Source organism: Streptomyces telluris, from assembly GCF_024519335.1.
GTDB classification, from domain to species: Bacteria; Actinomycetota; Actinomycetes; order Streptomycetales; family Streptomycetaceae; genus Streptomyces; species Streptomyces telluris.
In genome coordinates this window covers 1-16,796 of record NZ_JANIID010000005.1, presented here as the reverse complement: position 1 = coordinate 16,796, position 16,796 = coordinate 1, and the positions used below count along the sequence as shown (strand labels likewise).

Sequence of the window (16,796 nt, the reverse complement as noted above, 5' to 3'; positions counted from 1 at the left end):
TTATTTGCCTTATAGATCCGCCGTTGTTAGCTTGCGAATATGACCTCGGCACAGCGCACCCGAACCCCGTGGGCACCGATGGCGGCGACCGCGCTGCTGTGGGGCTCCGCCTTCACCGCCATCCAGGTGGCGCTGCCGGACTACTCCCCGGCCTCCGTCGCACTCCTGCGCATGGCCATCACCATCGCCGTCCTCCTGCCGTGCCTGTTCCTCGGGCGCATCGGCCGGCTGCACCGCGGCGACGCGCTGCGCATGGCGGCCTTCGGCCTGACCGGCATGACGGCCTACCAGGTGCTGCTGTGCGCCGGCGAGCAGAGCGTGGACGCGGGCACCGCGGCCATGCTGATCGCCGCGTCCCCGGTCTTCACCACCGCGCTCGGCATGGCCTTCCTGGGCGACCGGCCCGGCACGCGGGGCCTGGCCGGTCTCGCCGTGGCGCTCACCGGCGCGCTCACCGTCGCCGTCACCGCGGGCGGCGGCAGCGGTTCGCTCATGGGCGCGCTCATGGTGCTCGCCGCCGCCGCGACCCAGGCGACGTCCTTCGCCCTGCAGAAGCCGCTGCTCAAGCGGTACTCGGGCGCGGAATGCGTCTTCTACGGCAGCCTGTTCGGCATGGTGCCGCTGCTGCCGCTCGCCCCTCAAGCGGTGGGGCAGATCGCGGCGGCCGACGGCCACCGCACGCTGGCGGTGCTCTGGCTGGGCCTGGGCTGCACCGCGATGGCCTTCTGGACCTGGTCGCGGACCCTGCGGGCCACGACGGCGTCGACGGCTTCGCTGGTGCTGTACGCGGTGCCGGTCGCCGCGCTCGGCCTCGACGCGGCGTTCCTGGGGAACCTGCCGTCGCTCAACGCGGTCGGGGGCGGGCTGCTGGTGCTCGCGGGTGTCGCCGTCGCCACCGTACGGAAGGCGCCCCCGAAGGCGCCGGAGCCGGAGCGGGTGGAGCCTGCTGCGGCCGAGCGTGAGCTCGTGGACAGCCGGCGCTAGTCCGCACGGGGCTCCGCCCGGACCCCGGTCCTCAGACGCCGGACGGGCTTGATTTTCTTAGCGGACGTCCTTTGCGAGCGGGCCGGACGCGTCCTCGGCGCCCAGCTCGTCCCACCGCACCGTCTCGTCGCACCAGCGGTTCAGCAGCACGCTGTCGTGTCCCACCGCCAGCAGGCCCGCCCCGCTCTCGGCGCGGTAGGTCTCGACCGCCGCCACGAGTGCCGCCGCCGTCGACGCGTCCAGCATCGCCGTCATCTCGTCGCAGATCAGCCAGCGCGGGCGCAGGACGAGGGCCCGGGCCAGGCAGGCCCGCTGGAGCTGGCCGTCGCTGACCTCGTGCGGGCGACGGCCGAGCAGTTCCCGGGAGAGGCCGACGCGTTCGGCCAGCCCGGCGACCGCCTCCGCGGCCTCGTTGCGGCGGCCCGTGGCCCGCAGCGGCTCCGCGATCAGGTCGGCGAGCCGCATGCGCGGGTCCGCGGCGAGGCGCGGCTGCTGGAAGACGACGCCGAAGGCCGTGCGCTGCTCGCGCGGGGCGCGGTGGCGCCAGCCGCGGACGGGGGCGCCGTCGACGACGACGGTCCCGGAGTCCGGCCGGTGCAGCAGGGCGGCCACCCGGGCCAGGGTGGACTTGCCGCAGCCGCTGGGGCCTAGCAGACCGACGGAGCGGCCGGACCCGACCGTCAGCGAGACCTCGCGGACGACGGGCGCGCGCCGGTCGTAGCCGGCGGTGATACGGCTCAGTTCGAGCATGCGGTCGCCTCCTCCGGGTGGTGGCAGGCCACGCCGCCGACGGGCTCCGGGAGCGTCCCGCACCGTGCGGTCGCCCGTGCGCAGCGGGGGGCGAAGGCGCAGCCGCCGGGCAGGTCGCCGAGTTCGGGGGGCATGCCCGGGATGGGGGTGAAGGCCCGCTCGGGCAGGGCGTCGAGCAGGGCGCGGGCGTAGGGGTGGCGGGGGCCGGGCGCGCCGAAGAAGGCGGAGGCTCCGGCGATCTCGACGATGCGGCCCGCGTACATGACGGCGACGCGGTCGGCGATGCGCCGGGCCGCCGCGAGGTCGTGGGTGATCATCAGCAGGGCGCGGCCGGTGTCGGCGTGCCGCCGCAGTTCGTCCACCGTGCGGTCGACGAGGTCGCGGTCGAGGCCGGTCGTGGGTTCGTCGGCGAGCAGGAGCGGGGCGTCGCCGACGAGGGCGAGCGCGGTGGCGGCGCGCTGGGCGAGGCCGCCGGAGAGCTGGTGGGGGTGGCGGTCCAGGTGGGTGGCGGGGAAGGCGGCCCGTTCGGCGGCGGCTTCGGCGGCTTCGCGCAGCCCGGCCTTGCGCAGGCCCGTCAGCTCACGGACGGTCTCCTCCAGCTGGGAGCGCACCGTGCGGACGGGGGTGAGGTGGGCGGAGGGGCTCTGCGGGACGAGGCCGATGCGGCGGCCGCGTACGGTGCGGGCGAGGGTGCGCTCGTCGGCGGCCAGGAGGTCGAGGTCGCCCAGGAAGGCCCGGCCGGTGGCCCGGGCGTTGCGGGGCAGCAGGCCGAGCAGGGCGGAGGCCAGGACGGACTTGCCGCAGCCGCTCTCGCCGATGAGGGCGAGGCACTCACCGGGGCGCAGCTCGAACGAGGCGCCGGTGACGGCGGCGATCTCGCGGCCGCCGCGCATCCGGAAGCGTACGGAGAGGTCGTCCACGGACAGTACGGGACTCACAGGCTCAGCTCCGATCGGCGGCGCGGGTTGAGCCGTTCCCGCCACGCGGCCGCCAGGCCCGCCACGGCCAGCGTGGGGACGATGATGAACAGCCCGGGGAAGAGCGTCGGCCACCAGTCGCCCGCGAGGAGGGAGCCGCGCGCGCTCTGGACCATGTTGCCGAGGCTCGCCTGGTGCGTGGGCAGGCCCAGGCCGAGGAACGACAGGGCGGACTCGTGCCAGATGGCGTGCGGGATCATCAGCACCGCCGCGAGCCCCGCCTGGGGCAGCACGGCCGGCAGCAGGTGGCGGACGGCCACGCGCCACCGCGACGCGCCGCCGGACACCGCCGCGTCGACGTACGGGCGCGAGCGCAGGGACAGCACCTCGGCGCGGACGATCCGCGCCGTCGACAGCCAGTGCGTGACGACGACGGAGGCGACCACCGGCCAGACGCCGGGGCGGAACATCGTGACGACGAAGATGCCGAGCAGCAGGTGCGGCACGGACGAGAAGAGGTCGACGAGCCGCATCAGCACACGGTCCGTCCAGCCGCCGAGGGCGCCCGCGACCGCGCCGACCGCCGTGCCGATGACGGTCGCGGCGAGGGCCGCGGCGACGCCGACGAGGAGCGAGACGCGGAGCCCGTAGACGCTGCGCAGCAGCAGGTCGCGGCCCACCTCGTCGGTGCCGAAGGGGTGGGCCCACGAGGGCGGCCGCAGCTTGGCGGCGAGGTCGACGGCCTGCTGGTCCAGGGGCACGGCGAGCGGGACGACCAGCACGGTGAGGACGACGGCGGCCGTCACGGCGGCGGAGACGCGCGCACGCGGGCGGGGGTCAGCCATCGAAGCCCACCCTCGGGTCGGCCAGCCCGTACAGCAGGTCGGACAGCAGGTTCCCCACCAGGACCGCCGCCGTCGCGAGGACGGTCAGGGCGGCGAGCAGCGGGAAGTCGACCTTGGTTGCGGCCTCGACGGTCGCGGAGGCGATGCCGGGCCAGCTGAAGACGGTCTCCACCAGCAGGGCGCCCGTGATGAGCTCGGGGACGCGGGAGCCGACGAGGGTGAGGACGGGCAGCAGCCCGGAGCGCAGGGCGTGGCCGAGGAGGACGGTCCGTTCGCGCAGGCCGCGGGCGCGGGCGCCCCGCACGGGGTCCTCGTCCAGCGCGTCGCCGACGCCCTGGCGCACGTAGAGCACGAACCAGGGCAGCTGGGAGACGGCGAGCACCGCCGCGGGCAGGACGACGTGGGAGGCGACCTGGCCGGGCGTGGCGACGTCGCTTCCGGTGTCGGTGAGCCCGCCGGCGGGCAGGGCGCCGAGCTTGAGGGAGAAGAGCCAGACGGCGAGGAGGCCGAGCCAGAAGGGCGGGGCGGCTTCGAGCGCGTACGCCACGGAGGTCACGGCCCGGTCGAACAGGCCGCCCCGGCGGCGCGCCGCGAGGACGCCGAGCACGGTGCCGGCGGTCACGGCCAGGGCGAAGGCGATGCCGCACAGCAGCACGGACCAGCCGATGCGTTCGCCGATGACCTGGGCGACGGGCTGGCGCAGGGCCGCGGAGGTGCCGAGGTCGCCGGTGAGGGCGGAGGTCAGCCAGTCCCACCAGCGGGCGGTGAAGGGCCGGTCGGCGCCGAGGTTGTCGCGCAGCTGGTCGAGGACGTCCTGGCGGGCGCCGAGCCCGGCGCTGCCGGCGTAGGCCTTGGCGGGGTCGAACGGCGAGGCCGCGGCGATCGCGAAGACCCCGAAGGTGACGGCGGCGAGCACGGGGACGGCGGCCAGCAGCCGCCGTCCGGCCATGCGCGCCATGGGCCCCCACGGGAGCCCGGCGGCGGCGCGGGTCACTTCTTCGGCTGCCAGTCCTCGACGTTCCACCAGGGCCCGGCGCCGAGGCCGTGGTCGTGCGGCTCGACCTGGGTCGAGAGGTCCTTCCAGCGGTCGGTCATCACGTAGAGGTGGTCGACGTGGGTGAGGAAGGTGTAGCCGGGGTTGTCGGCGAGGCCGCGCTGGACCTTGTCGTAGGCGGCCTTGCGGGCGGCCTTGTCGCCGCTGCGCCGGCCTTCCTCGAGCGCCTTGTCGACGTCGGGGTTGCCGTAGGCGGCCATGTTGTTGAAGCCGTCGAGGGCGAGGGAGGAGTGCAGCAGGTTGTAGAGGTCGAAGTCGGGGTCGGCGGGGTTGCCGCCGCCGGCGAGGACCGCGTCCTCCTTCATCCGCGGCTCGATGACCTCCCAGGTGCCGCTCTGCACCTTGGCCTCGATGCCCGCCTTCTTGGCGTCGGAGGCGAAGGCGAGGGCGTGCTCCTCGCGGAGCTTGTCACCGGCGGGGAACCAGAGGGTGAAGGAGGCGCGCTGCCCGTCCTTCTCGCGGATGCCGCCGTCGCCCGGCTTCCAGCCGGCGTCGTCGAGCAGCTTCCGGGCCTTGTCCGGGTCGTGCGGGCGCTCGGTGCCCTTGGCGAACCACTCGCTGTCGGTGGGGACGGGGCCGTGGCCGGCCCGGCCGGCGCCTTCGAGGAGCTTGTCGACCATGGCCTTGCGGTCGACGGCGAGGTCGAGGGCGCGGCGCACGGCGAGGTCGCCGGTGACCTTGTTCGCGGTGGGGAGGGTGACGCCGCGGAAGTCGGTGGTCTTCGCGGTGATGGTCACCTTGCCCTTGTCGCCCTTGAAGCCCCTGGCGAGGTTGGGCGGCAGGATCGCGCCGTCGAGGTCGCCGGAGCGCAGCCGCGTGGCGCGCACGTCGTCGTCCTTGATGATCGCCATGGTGAGCTTCTTGACCTCGGGCTCGCCGCCCCAGTAGCCGGGGTTGGCCTTGAAGGTCAGCTTCTCGCCCTTGCTCCAACCGGTGAGGACGTAGGGGCCGGTGCCTATGGGGGCGGTGTTGAAGGAGCCGGTGTTGACGTCCTGGCCCTTGGCCGCGTGCTCGGGGACGATCGGCAGGACGGTGCGCTCGGCGAACGGCGCGTAGGGGTACTTGAGCGCGAAGACGACGGTGTCGTCGGACTCGGCGGTGACCTTCTCGACGGCGTCGAGCTCGCCCTTGGCGGCGTTGTTGGTCTTCTCGTCGAGAATGGTCCGGTAGGTGAAGACGACGTCCTTGGCCGAGAAGGGCTTGCCGTCGCTGAACTTCACGCCGTGGCGGAGCTTGAAGGTGTACGTGCGCCCGTCGTCGCTGACCTTCGGGAGGGCGTCGGCGAGGGCGGGGCGGAGCTTCATCGCCGCGTCGCGCCGGAGCAGGCCGTCGAAGATCTTGGAGTTGCCGTCCTTGCCGTAGCCGAGGAGGGGGCTGAGAGTCTCGGGCTCGTTGGCGAGACCGACGACCAGGGAGTCCTCGTGCCCCTCGGCGCCGCTGCCGCCCGGTGTCGAGCAGGCCGCCGCGCCTGCCGCGAGAACGCCTGCCATGGCCGTGGCGGCCACTCCCCGTACGGACCGGGCCGTCATGCCCCACACCCCTGCTCAAGATCTGTCGACATATTGCTATTGCGAATCAGTCGCAATTAAACAACAGGTCGAGGAGCACCGTTGCATGCGGGTCCGGTGCTCGCACGCGGGGACAGCCTGGGAACGGCGTCCTGGACGCTGACCGGCGGGCCACCGTCCAGGAGGGCGAGGAGGTGCTCCGCCGCATGCCGGCCGAAGGCGGCGGTGTCGCGGACCAGGGCCGTGAGCGCGGGGTGGGTGCTGCGGCAGAGCACCGAGTCGTCCCAGGCCACGATCGAGAGGGCGGCGGGTACGGGCACGCCGCGCCCGGCCGCCACCGCCAGGCCCGCCACGGCCATCACGTCGTTGTCGTAGACGAGCGCGGTGGGAGGGCGGTCGCCCGCCAGCTCCCTGCGGGTGGCCTCGGCGCCCTGGGCGTCGGAGTAGTCGGTGGTCACCGACCGCACGTCCGGCAGGCCGCGGCGGGCCGCCTCCGCTCGCAGGCACGCCATGCGGCGCCGGGTGTGGGCGAGCTCCGGCAGCCCCGCGATGTGGGTGATGCGGCGGTGTCCCAGGCCGTAGAGGTGGCCGACGATCGAGGCCATCGCGCCGGTGTCGTCCGCCCACAGAGTGGAGATCGCGCCGTGCGGCGCACCCCGCCCGTCGAGCGCGCCGACGACCACGGCGGGCAGGCCGAGGCGGTCGAGCAGGGCCGGGCGGGGGTCGTCGGCCCGCGGGTCGACGACGAGCAGGCCGTCCACGCGGCGCTCGGCCCACCAGCGGCGGTAGACCGCGCACTCGGCGTCGAGGTCCTCCACGACCTGGAAGAGCAGCCCGAGGCCCCGGCCGGCGAGCACCTCCTGCACGCCGGAGACCAGCTGCAGGAAGAAGGACTCGACGCCGAGCGTGCGGGCGGGCCTGGCCAGGACGAGGCCCACGGTGGCCGCGCCCTCCCCCGACAGGGCGCGGGCGGCGGTGCTCGGCTGCCAGCCCAGCTCCTCGGCGACCCGGCGGATGCGCGCGCGAGTGGCCTCCGATACCCCCGGGCGGCCGTTGAGCGCGAAGGAGACCGCGCTCTCCGAGACGCCCGCCCGGCGTGCGATGTCCTTGATCGTCGGGCGGCGGGCCGGTGTGCGGCGCACGGTGCACCTCCCCTCGGCCGGCGTCCGGAGCGTCTGAGCGCTTGGGCGATCGGGTTCCTGAACGCCTGAGCAGTAACACACTAAAGCGCATTAGCTGTTGACGACAGTATTGACTAACTCCCGTTCCGGGTGCACCTTTTGGACCGCTGCCATCGCCGCCTTCCGCACCGTCACCTCCGCACCGTCACCTCCTCCCGACCGAAGGAGTTCGCCGGCCATGCCGATACGCCGTGGAGCCCTCGCCGCGACCGTTCCGCTGCTCGTGTCCGCCCTCACGCTGACCGCCTGCGGCTCGGGCGGATCCGGCTCCGGATCCGGGGAGGGCGGCGGCGCGGACGGGAAGCCCGAGGGTGACATCACCTTTCAGACCTGGAATCTGCGCAGCAATTTCAAGGACTACTTCACCGGCCTGGTGGCGGAATTCGAGAAGGCGCACCCGGGTGTCCGGGTCAAATGGCTGGACCAGCCGGCCGACAACTACGCGGACAAGCTCGGCGCGGACGCCGCCGCCGGGACCCTGCCGGACGTCGTCAACGTCTCCCCCGACCTGTCGTACCCGCTGGCCAAGGCCGGTCTGCTGATGAACCTCGACAAGGAGGCGGCCGCCGCGAAGTTCAAGGGCGAGTACACCCCGGAGGCGTGGCAGGGAAACGTGCTGCCCGGGCTGGACGGCTCGTACTCCTTCCCCTGGTACCTCAACACCGGCCCGCTGTTCTACAACAAGACCCTCTTCCGGCAGTCCGGCCTCGACCCCGAGAAGCCCCCGAAGACGTACGACGAGCTGTTCGCGGCGGCACGGACCATCGCGGAGCGCTCCGGGGGGAAGACCGCGACGCTCGGGGGCACCCCGGCCGTCGAGGACTTCGGCCGCTACGGCGTGAAGCTCATGAACGACGACGCCACCCGGTTCACCTACAACGAGCCCAGGGGCGTGGAACTGCTCACCGCGTACAAGAACCTCTACGAGCGCGGCGGCCTCGACCCGCAGGCGCTGACCAACACTCCGGACAAGACGGGGCAGAAGTTCCTGGAGCAGAAGGTCGCCATGAATCCGGGCAGCGCCCACGACCTCGAGAACTTCAAGAAGAGCGCACCCGGCCTCTACCGGAACCTCGGCATCACCGACGCGCCCAACAACACCGGAAAGCCCAACATGTACGTGATGGGCCTCGGCATCAACAGCCGGAGCAAGCACAAGGCCGCGGCCGTCGCCTTCGCGCACTTCGTGACCGGCAGGAAGAACCAGGAGGCCTTCGCCCACAAGGTCGCCGTCTTCCCCAGCACCAAGGGTTCGCTGGACGACCCGTACTGGACGAAGGACGACGGCACGGACGAGGGAAGGGTGCGGGTGGCCTCCGCGAAGATGCTGAAGGGCGCGGTGAATTACACGCCGGTCGTCCTCAGCGAGGAGATGAAGACCGTCCTCAAGAACGAGGTCGCCAAGGCCCTCCAGGGAAAGAAATCGCCCCGGCAGGCTCTGGACGACGCCGTCGCGCAGAGCAACAAGCTGCTCAAGCAGGGCTGACGGGCGTGAAGCGGGTGCGTACGCACCGGGCGGCCAGCCCCTGGCTCTTCCTGCTGCCCGGCCTCGGGACCGTCGCCGCCTTCAACCTCTATCCCTTCCTCACCACGCTCCACAAGGCGTTCACGGACGCCCGCACGCTGGCCCCCGGCCACTGGGTGGGGCTGCGCAACTTCCGCGAGCTGCTGGAGGACGAGCAGTTCTGGGTGGCCCTGCGCAACAGCGGCCTCTACGTCGTCCTCGTCGTGCCCTTCACCGTGCTCCTGCCGCTGCTGCTCGCGCTCCTGGTGCGGAAGCGGATCCCGGGCGTCGCGTTCTTCCGGTCCGCCTTCTACACCCCGGTCGTGGCCTCCGTCGTCGTGGTGGCCCTGATCTGGGAGTGGATGCTGGACGACCGCGGCCTGGTCAACGCCGTCCTGCGCGTCCTCGGGGCCGGCCCGGTCTCCTTCCTCGGCGACGAGTGGCTGCTGCTGTTCAGCGCGATGGCGCTGACGGTCTGGAAGGGTCTCGGCTACTACATGATCATCTATCTGGCGGCGCTGGCGAACGTGCCGCGCGAGCTCCACGAGGCGGCCGCCGTCGACGGCGCCGGCTCCCTGCGCCGCTTCACCGCCGTCACCGTGCCCGCCGTGCGCTCCACAATGGTGCTGGTCGGCGCCCTGTCGTCGGTCGCCGCCTTCAAGGTCTTCTCCGAGGTCTACCTGCTGGCCGGACCCACCGGCGGCCCGGCCGGCCAGGACACCACCCTCGTCATGCTCCTCCAGCGCACCGGCACGGGGCTCAACGGCCGCGTGGGCTACTCCTCCGCGATCTCCCTGATCGTCTTCGCCGTCGCCCTGGTGCTGATGCTGCTCGTCCTGCGCGCCGACCGCAGGGACGGGCAGGACGGGCAAGAGCTCCAAAGCCGGCCAGGCGGTCCGGAGCCGAAGGGCGGGCGAGCATGAACCGCACCACGTCCTGGGAGAAGGCCGTGCGCTACGTACTGCTCCTCGCCGTCCTCGCCCTCACCGTCGGCCCCTTCCTCTGGCAGCTCTCGACCTCCCTCAAGAGCACCACCGAGGACATCTACACCTCCCCGCCGCGCTTCCTGCCGGCGCATCCGACCGGCCGCAACTACGCCGAGGTCGCGGACATCGTCCCCGTCTGGGACTACGCCCTGAACTCCCTCAAGGTCGCCGCCGCGAACGTGCTCACCAACCTCGCCGGCGCCTCCATGGCCGGCTACGCCCTGGCCCGGCTGCGGTTCCGCGGCCGCCGGGCGGCCGGGCTGGCCTTCGTCGCGGCCGTGCTGGTGCCCCTGGAGTCCGTCGTCATTGCCCAGTTCACGATGATGCGCGACCTGGAGCTCAACAACACGCTCGTCGCCGTCGTCCTGCCCGGGGCGGTCGGCGCGCTCAACGTGCTGCTGATGCGCAACGCCTTCGCCGCCCTGCCCTACGAGACCGAGGAGGCGGCCGTCATCGACGGGGCGAACGTCTGGCAGCGCTTCGTCCGCGTCGCGCTGCCCTCGGTGAAGGGGACGCTCGCCGTCGTCGCGATCTTCTCGTTCATGGGGGCGTGGGACGACTTCCTGTGGCCGCTGATCGTCCTGTCCGACCCCGACCGCTTCACCCTGACCGTCGGCCTGAACTACCTGCACGGCACCTTCCAGCAGGACCCGAGGCTCGTCGCCGCCGGCACCGTCATCGCCGTCGCCCCGCTCGTCGTGATGTTCGTCTGCCTCCAGCGGTACTTCTTCCGCGGCGTCGGAGAGGGCGCCGTCAAGGGCTGACCGCCCGCCCCGCCTCCCCCGCTGCCGCTACCGCCCGAAGGGGCACCCACAGAAGGGACACCCGCGCCCCATGCGCTTCGGCGTCAACTACACCCCGGCCCGCGGCTGGTTCCACCACTGGCTCGACTTCGACCTGGACGACGTCCGCGCCGACCTGGACTCCGTGGCCGCGCTCGGCCTCGACCACATCCGCGTCTTCCCCCTCTGGCCCCTCTTCCAGCCCAACCGCACCCTGATCCGCCCGCGCGCCGTCGAGCAGCTCGTCCAGCTGGTGGACGCGGCCGGGGAGCGCGGGCTCGACGTCAACGTCGACGGCCTCCAGGGGCACCTGTCCAGCTTCGACTTCATCCCCTCCTGGACCACGACCTGGCACCGCCGCAACCTCTTCACCGACCCCGACGTCGTCGACGCCCAGGCCCGCCTCCTCACCGAACTGTCCGCCGCCCTCGCCGACCGGCCCCACTTCCTCGGCATGACCGTCGGCAACGAGGTCAACCAGTTCTCCGGGCCGCCCCACCCCGACCCCGACCGGATCCGGCCCGGCGACGCCGGCCGCTGGCTGCGGCGGATGCTCGCCGCGTGCGAGGAGGGGGCCCCGGGCAAGACGCATCTGCACGCCTCGTACGACGCCGCCTTCCACGACGGGGCGCACCCCTTCACCCCGGCGCACTCGGCACGGCTCGGCGCCATGACCGCCGTGCACTCCTGGGTGTTCAACGGCACCGCGCAGCGGCACGGGCCCGGTGACGTCTCCGAGCGCCACGCCGCCTACCTCGTCGAGCTCTCGAAGGCGTGGGCGGACGACGCGGCGCGCCCCGTATGGCTGCAGGAGGTGGGGGCACCCGCCCCGCACGTTCCGCCCGGCCGCGCCGCCGCCTTCACCGAGGCGACCGTCCGTCACGTCCTGGACTGCCCCGGCGTGTGGGGGGTGACGTGGTGGTGCTCCCACGACGTCGACCGGGCGCTGGCCGACTTCCCCGAGCTGGAGTACGGGCTGGGGCTGCTCACCAACGACCGCGAGGTCAAGCCGGCCGGGGAGGCGTTCGCCCGCCTCGCCCGGGAACACCGGAGCGGCGGGCCGTCCGGGCCGCCCGGGCCGCCCGGGCTGTTTGGACCGTCCGGGTCTCCCGCCCTGCCCGGGGCCCTCGCCCTGCCCGGGCCGCCCGCACCCCGGCGGACCGCCCTGGTGCTGGACGCGGGGGACGCCGAGGACGCGCCGGGGCGGGCGGTGTGCGCGCCGGGTGGGGCGTTCTTCGAGGCGTGGATGCGGGTCGCCTCCGGCGGGGGGCGGCCGGCGGTGGTGCTGGCCCAACGGACGGGGGATGTGACGCATTTGGCCGCGCGCGGCATCACGGAAGTGATCACTGTCGACCAGGTGCCCTGACCGTCCCGGCACATGAACGGGGCTCCGCCCCGACCCCCGGACCACAACCCCCGGACGGGCTTGATGATGTGGAGGAGTCACCATGAACGTCACTCGCCGGAGAGCCCTTGCCGCCGGCGCCGGCGGTCTCGCGGCCGTCGCCCTGTCCGGCGGGCGCGTGACGGCGGCCCCTGCGCCTGGCCCCGCCGTTCCCCCCGCCCTCCAGCCGTACGCCTCCTACTGGTTCCCCGACAGCCTGCCGGCCGGTTCGCCCGAGCCGGGGGTGGTCTGGCGGAGCCTCGCCTCCTGGGAGCCGGAGAACGACCCCGACCTGCCGTTCAACCGCGCGTCCGTGCCGCTCGCCGCCCGTTTCGCTCCGCCCCCGCCCAACGGCACCGCCCGCGCCGGCCGGGCCCGCGTCTGCGCGCTCGCCGCCTTCGCCACCACCTCGGGCAACCCCTCGCAGGGCGCGCCGACCGCCGACTCCTACGCGCTCACCAACTGGGCCTACCTCGACGAACTGGTCTTCTGGGGCGGCTCGTCGGGCGAGGGGCTGATCCTGGCGCCCAACGCGCCGGTCGTGGACGCCGCCCACCGCAACGGCGTGCCCGTCCTCGGCACGGTGTTCCTGCCGCCCGCGGCCTACGGAGGACAGCTGCGGTGGACGCGGGACCTGGTGCGGCGCGGACCGGACGGCGGCTTCCCGCTGGCCGACCGGCTGATCCGGGTGGCCCGGGCGTACGGCTTCGACGGCTGGTTCGTCAACGCCGAGACGGACGGGGGCGATGCGCGGCTCGGCGCGGACATGCGCGACTTCATCGCGTACCTGCAGGGGCAGGGACACGGCAAGGGCGAGGGCCTGCGGGTCACCTGGTACGACGCGATGGCCGTCTCGGGCGGCATCGACTGGCAGAACCGGCTCAACGAGCACAACGCCCCCTTCTTCCAGGCGGCCGGTTCGATGTTCCTGAACTTCAACTGGGACCGCTCCGGGCTCGTCTCCTCCGCCGCCCTCGCGCGCCGGCTGGGGCGCAGTCCGTACGACCTGTGGGCGGGGATCGACGTGGAGGCCCGTGGCTGGGACACGCCGGTGGACTGGGACGCGGTCGTCCCGGCGGCGGGCCCGCACGTCGCCTCGTACGGCTTCTACCGCCCCGAGTGGACGTGGAAGAGCCTGCCCGCCGGAGGGCGCGGCCCGGCCGCCTTCCACGCGCGCGACGACCGCTTCTGGTCCGGGCAGGGCCTCGACCCGTCCGCGCCGGAGGCGGGCCCGTGGCGGCCGCCGGCCGCGTCGGTCGCCGACCGGTCCACCCTCACGGCGCTCCCGTTCGCCACGACCTTCAACACCGGGCACGGCCTGGGCTGGTACGAGAAGGGGCGGCGGACGGGCGACTCCGCCTGGAACCACCTGGGGCTGCAGGACCGGCTGCCCGGCCGGCGCTGGACGGTCCGCACGGAGGGCACACGGCCGGAGGTCGGCTTCGACTTCGCCGACGCCTGGCGGGGCGGCAGCAGCCTGCTCGTCGACGGCAGGCTCGCCGGGGCGGCGACGGTCGAGCTGTACGCGGCGCAGTTGCCGTTCCCGGACTCCACGGTGATCGAGCTGGCCCAGCGCACGGACCCCGGCTCGGCGGCGGTCCGCGTCGAACTGGCGGTCGCCGTGGACGAGGAGCCGTACGCCTTCCTGCCGGCCGGCACGCTCCGGGCGGGCGGCCACGGCTGGACCACGGTCACCGTGCGGGCCGGAGCGAAGTTGCGCGGCCGCAAGGGGCGGACGATCCGCTCGCTCGGCATCCGGCTCTCCCCCAGCTACCGCTGGGAGGTGCCCCCAGCGGCGGACGGCAGTGCGGTGCGCTGGCGCCTGGGCGGGCTGGCGGTGCGCGCCGCCGGCCCGGCGGCGCCCGCCCGGCCGGCGCACCCCGCGATCACCGCGGCGCGGGTGGGCACCGACGGCACGGCCGAGCTGCGCCTGGCCTGGGGAGCCCCCGCCGGAAGCGGCCGCCGCACCGCCCCCGTACGCCAGTACGAGGTGCGCCAGGCCCTGCCCGGCGGGCGCTTCCGCTTCCTCGGCGGCACCTGCGGGCATGCCTACTACGTCCCGGCGCTGCGTCGTACGGACGGCGAGGCGGCCACGCGCATCGAGGTGCGCGCCGTGGACGAGCTGTACACCGCCTCCGCCCCCGCTCCCGTCACCTTTCGCTGGTAAGGAATCCGACCTGATGCACAACGACCGCACCATCACCGAAGCCCGGCTGAAGCGCGTGCTGGACGAGCGCATCCGGCCGGCCGTGTACCCCGAGTCGGTGCCGCTGTCCGTCACCGTGTGGAACGCGCCCGGCGAACCCGTCCCGGTGGCCGAAGGGATCGCCGCCGGGGGCGTGCCGGTCGAGGCCGGCGCGGCGTGGGGGCCGCCGTGGGGCACGAGCTGGTTCACCGTCGCGGGCAGCGTGCCGCGGCACTGGGCGGGGCGTACGGTCGAGGCGCTGCTCGACCTGGGGTTCGACGAGAACATGCCGGGCTTCCAGTGCGAGGGGCTCGTCTACCGGCCGGACGGCTCGCCCGTGAAGGGCCTGAACCCGCGCAACCAGTGGGTCCGGATCGCCGACCGGGCGGCGGGCGGCGAGGAGGTGCTGCTGCACGTCGAGGCGTCGTCCAACCCCGTGATCCTCGACTACCACCCCTTCGTGCCGACCGAGCTGGGCGACCGGGAGACGGCGGACGCCGAGCCGCGCTACCGGCTGGCGCGCATGGACCTCGCGGTCTTCGACGGGACGGTGTGGGAGCTGGTCCAGGACCTGGAGGTGCTGGAGGGGCTGATGACCGAGCTGCCGGTGGAGTCGCCGCGCCGCTGGGAGCTCCTGCGGGCGGTCGAGCGCGCGCTGGACGCGGTCGACCTGCAGGACGTCGGCGGTACGGCGGCCGCGGCGCGCGAGCGGCTCGCGGCCGTCCTGTCCTCACCCGCGCACGCCTCCGCGCACCGGATCAGCGCGGTGGGCCACGCGCACATCGACTCGGCGTGGCTGTGGCCGCTCCGCGAGACGGTGCGCAAGGTCGCCCGCACGACGTCGAACATGACCGCGCTGCTGGAGGACGAGCCGGAGTTCGTCTACGCCATGTCGCAGGCCCAGCAGTTCGCGTGGATCAAGGAGCACCGGCCGGAGGTGTACGCGCGCGTGAAGAAGGCCGTCGCGGACGGCCGGTTCGTGCCGGTGGGCGGCATGTGGGTGGAGTCGGACACGAACATGCCGGGATCGGAGGCGCTGGCCCGGCAGTTCGTGCACGGCAAGCGCTTCTTCCTGGAGGAGTTCGGGATCGAGACCGAGGAGGTGTGGCTGCCGGACTCCTTCGGCTACTCCGCCGCACTGCCGCAGCTGGTGAGGCTGGCGGGGGCCAAGTGGTTCCTGACGCAGAAGATCTCGTGGAGCCAGGCCAACAAGTTCCCGCACCACACGTTCTGGTGGGAGGGCCTGGACGGCACCCGCGTCTTCACCCACTTCCCGCCGATCGACACCTACAACGCCCAGCTCTCGGGCCGGGAGCTCGCGCACGCCGTCCGCAACTTCCAGGAGAAGGGCGGGGCCACCCGCTCCCTCGCGCCGACCGGGTGGGGCGACGGGGGCGGCGGCACCACGCGCGAGATGCTGGCGCGGGCGAAGCGGCTGGCGGACCTGGAGGGCTCGGCTCGGGTCGTCTTCGAGAAGCCCTCGGCGTTCTTCGAGAAGGCGCACGCGGAGTACGGCGACGCGCCGGTGTGGGTGGGCGAGCTGTACCTGGAGCTGCACCGGGCGACCCTGACCAGCCAGGCCCGCACCAAGCAGGGCAACCGGCGCAGCGAGCACCTGCTGTACGAGGCGGAGCTGTGGGCGGCCACGGCGGCCGTGCGCACGGGCTTCCCGTATCCGTACGAGGCGCTGGACCGGATCTGGAAGACGGTGCTGCTGCACCAGTTCCACGACATCCTGCCGGGCACGTCCATCGCGTGGGTGCACCGGGAGGCGGCGGCGACGTACGCGGCGGTGGCGGCGGAGCTGGAACAGATCGTCGCGGGTGCGGCGGCGGCGCTGGCGGGCGACGGCGCGGGCGGCGGGACGGTCGTGTTCAACGCGGCGCCGCACGGGCGGGGCGGTGTTCCCGCGCAGGCCGCCGTACGGGCCGGTTCCTCCGCACCCGCGCCCACGGAGGTCCGGCAGCGCGAGGGCGGCGGCTTCGTCCTGGAGAACACCTGGCTGCGGGCCGAGGTCGACCCGCGCGGGCTCGTGGTGTCGGTGTACGACCGCGAGGCGGAGCGGGAGACGATCGCGCCGGGAGCGGCGGCCAATCTGCTGCAACTGCACCAGGACTTCCCGAACATGTGGGACGCCTGGGACGTGGACCACTTCTACCGGAACACGGTGACCGACCTGACGGACGCCGAGTCGGTGGGGCTCGCGGACGGCGGGACGACGGTGCGCGTGGTGCGCGCCTTCGGCTCCTCGCGCGTCGAGCAGCGGATCGCCCTCCCGGCGGACGCGCGGCGGCTGGACCTCGAAACCGAGGTCGACTGGCACGAGACGGAGAAGTTCCTCAAGGCGGCCTTCCCGCTCGACGTGCACGCCGACCGTACGGCGGCGGAGACCCAGTTCGGGCACCTGTACCGGCCCACGCACACCAACACCAGCTGGGACGCCGCCAAGTTCGAGGCGTGCGCGCACCGCTTCGTGCACCTGGAGGAGCCGGGCTGGGGCGTGGCGGTCGTCAACGACGCGACGTACGGCTACGACGTGACGCGGACGGTCCGCCCGGAGGACACGGGCACGACCACGACGGTCCGGCTGTCCCTCCTGCGGGCCCCGCGCTTCCCGGACCCGCGCACCGACCAGGGGGTGCACCGCTTCCGGTACGCGCTGGTGCCGAACGCGTCGATCGGCGACGCCGTCCGCGAGGGTCACCGCATCAACCTT

At 73.5% G+C, this 16,796-nt stretch carries 13 protein-coding genes; 7 read left to right on the top strand and 6 right to left on the bottom strand.

Annotated features, from left to right (window positions below; all coding sequences use genetic code 11):
- Nucleotides 1-39 precede the first annotated feature (39 nt).
- The gene (locus NQU55_RS07670; protein ID WP_240976302.1) at nt 40-984 is read left to right on the top strand and encodes a DMT family transporter; all 945 of its coding nucleotides are present in this window, start codon (nt 40-42) and stop codon (nt 982-984) included.
- 57 nt (nt 985-1,041) lie between these two features.
- Here NQU55_RS07670 and NQU55_RS07665 read toward each other — a convergent pair whose 3' ends face one another.
- The 6 genes from NQU55_RS07665 to NQU55_RS07640 are packed head-to-tail and all read right to left on the bottom strand — an operon-like array spanning nt 1,042 to nt 7,200.
- Entirely contained in the window at nt 1,042-1,734 is a 693-nt protein-coding gene (locus NQU55_RS07665) for an ABC transporter ATP-binding protein (protein WP_168092502.1), read from the bottom strand.
- The gene (locus NQU55_RS07660; protein ID WP_168092512.1) at nt 1,722-2,627 is read right to left on the bottom strand and encodes an ABC transporter ATP-binding protein; all 906 of its coding nucleotides are present in this window, start codon (nt 2,625-2,627) and stop codon (nt 1,722-1,724) included. The genes NQU55_RS07665 and NQU55_RS07660 overlap by 13 nt, the downstream gene beginning before the upstream one ends.
- A gap of 41 nt (nt 2,628-2,668) precedes the next feature.
- Nucleotides 2,669-3,496 carry an ABC transporter permease gene (locus tag NQU55_RS07655; RefSeq protein ID WP_168092501.1) on the bottom strand — a complete coding sequence of 276 codons (828 nt, stop codon included), beginning with the start codon at nt 3,494-3,496 and terminating at the stop codon, nt 2,669-2,671.
- Nucleotides 3,489-4,454 carry an ABC transporter permease gene (locus NQU55_RS07650; protein ID WP_168092500.1) on the bottom strand — a complete coding sequence of 322 codons (966 nt, stop codon included), beginning with the start codon at nt 4,452-4,454 and terminating at the stop codon, nt 3,489-3,491. The genes NQU55_RS07655 and NQU55_RS07650 overlap by 8 nt, the downstream gene beginning before the upstream one ends.
- A 32-nt stretch (nt 4,455-4,486) precedes the next feature.
- Entirely contained in the window at nt 4,487-6,079 is a 1,593-nt protein-coding gene (locus NQU55_RS07645; protein ID WP_256790129.1) for an ABC transporter substrate-binding protein, read from the bottom strand.
- Between the two features lie 56 nt (nt 6,080-6,135).
- Nucleotides 6,136-7,200: a LacI family DNA-binding transcriptional regulator gene (locus NQU55_RS07640; RefSeq protein WP_168093954.1), complete on the bottom strand. Its 1,065-nt coding sequence runs from the start codon at nt 7,198-7,200 to the stop codon at nt 6,136-6,138.
- Nucleotides 7,201-7,417: 217 nt separating this feature from the next.
- On the opposite strand from NQU55_RS07640, the gene NQU55_RS07635 reads away from it, so the two are divergent.
- The 6 genes from NQU55_RS07635 to NQU55_RS07610 all read left to right on the top strand — a co-directional run.
- Nucleotides 7,418-8,725, top strand: coding sequence for an ABC transporter substrate-binding protein (locus NQU55_RS07635; RefSeq protein WP_168093953.1), 1,308 nt, complete (start codon nt 7,418-7,420; stop codon nt 8,723-8,725).
- Nucleotides 8,722-9,666, top strand: coding sequence for a carbohydrate ABC transporter permease (locus tag NQU55_RS07630; protein ID WP_206329565.1), 945 nt, complete (start codon nt 8,722-8,724; stop codon nt 9,664-9,666). Before NQU55_RS07635 ends, NQU55_RS07630 begins: the two co-directional genes overlap by 4 nt.
- Nucleotides 9,663-10,493 (top strand): carbohydrate ABC transporter permease, encoded by an 831-nt coding sequence (locus tag NQU55_RS07625; protein ID WP_168093952.1) that lies wholly within the window; start codon nt 9,663-9,665, stop codon nt 10,491-10,493. The genes NQU55_RS07630 and NQU55_RS07625 overlap by 4 nt, the downstream gene beginning before the upstream one ends.
- A 70-nt stretch (nt 10,494-10,563) precedes the next feature.
- Nucleotides 10,564-11,877: a glycoside hydrolase 5 family protein gene (locus tag NQU55_RS07620; protein WP_168093951.1), complete on the top strand. Its 1,314-nt coding sequence runs from the start codon at nt 10,564-10,566 to the stop codon at nt 11,875-11,877.
- A gap of 82 nt (nt 11,878-11,959) precedes the next feature.
- Entirely contained in the window at nt 11,960-14,062 is a 2,103-nt protein-coding gene (locus NQU55_RS07615) for an endo-beta-N-acetylglucosaminidase (RefSeq protein ID WP_168093950.1), read from the top strand.
- A 13-nt stretch (nt 14,063-14,075) separates the two neighbouring features.
- Nucleotides 14,076-16,796: alpha-mannosidase (locus NQU55_RS07610; protein WP_256790128.1), on the top strand; the 2,721-nt coding region annotated here is incomplete at its 3' end.

What these genes read in the sequence shown, in the direction of transcription:
- NQU55_RS07670 (WP_240976302.1), top strand. Translation starts at nt 40, where the DNA reads ATGACCTCGGCACAGCGCACCCGAACCCCGTGGGCACCGATGGCGGCG.
- NQU55_RS07665 (WP_168092502.1), bottom strand. Translation starts at nt 1,734, where the DNA reads ATGCTCGAACTGAGCCGTATCACCGCCGGCTACGACCGGCGCGCGCCC.
- NQU55_RS07660 (WP_168092512.1), bottom strand. Translation starts at nt 2,627, where the DNA reads ATGCGCGGCGGCCGCGAGATCGCCGCCGTCACCGGCGCCTCGTTCGAG.
- NQU55_RS07655 (WP_168092501.1), bottom strand. Translation starts at nt 3,496, where the DNA reads ATGGCTGACCCCCGCCCGCGTGCGCGCGTCTCCGCCGCCGTGACGGCC.
- NQU55_RS07650 (WP_168092500.1), bottom strand. Translation starts at nt 4,454, where the DNA reads ATGGCGCGCATGGCCGGACGGCGGCTGCTGGCCGCCGTCCCCGTGCTC.
- NQU55_RS07645 (WP_256790129.1), bottom strand. Translation starts at nt 6,079, where the DNA reads ATGACGGCCCGGTCCGTACGGGGAGTGGCCGCCACGGCCATGGCAGGC.
- NQU55_RS07635 (WP_168093953.1), top strand. Translation starts at nt 7,418, where the DNA reads ATGCCGATACGCCGTGGAGCCCTCGCCGCGACCGTTCCGCTGCTCGTG.
- NQU55_RS07625 (WP_168093952.1), top strand. Translation starts at nt 9,663, where the DNA reads ATGAACCGCACCACGTCCTGGGAGAAGGCCGTGCGCTACGTACTGCTC.
- NQU55_RS07620 (WP_168093951.1), top strand. Translation starts at nt 10,564, where the DNA reads ATGCGCTTCGGCGTCAACTACACCCCGGCCCGCGGCTGGTTCCACCAC.
- NQU55_RS07615 (WP_168093950.1), top strand. Translation starts at nt 11,960, where the DNA reads ATGAACGTCACTCGCCGGAGAGCCCTTGCCGCCGGCGCCGGCGGTCTC.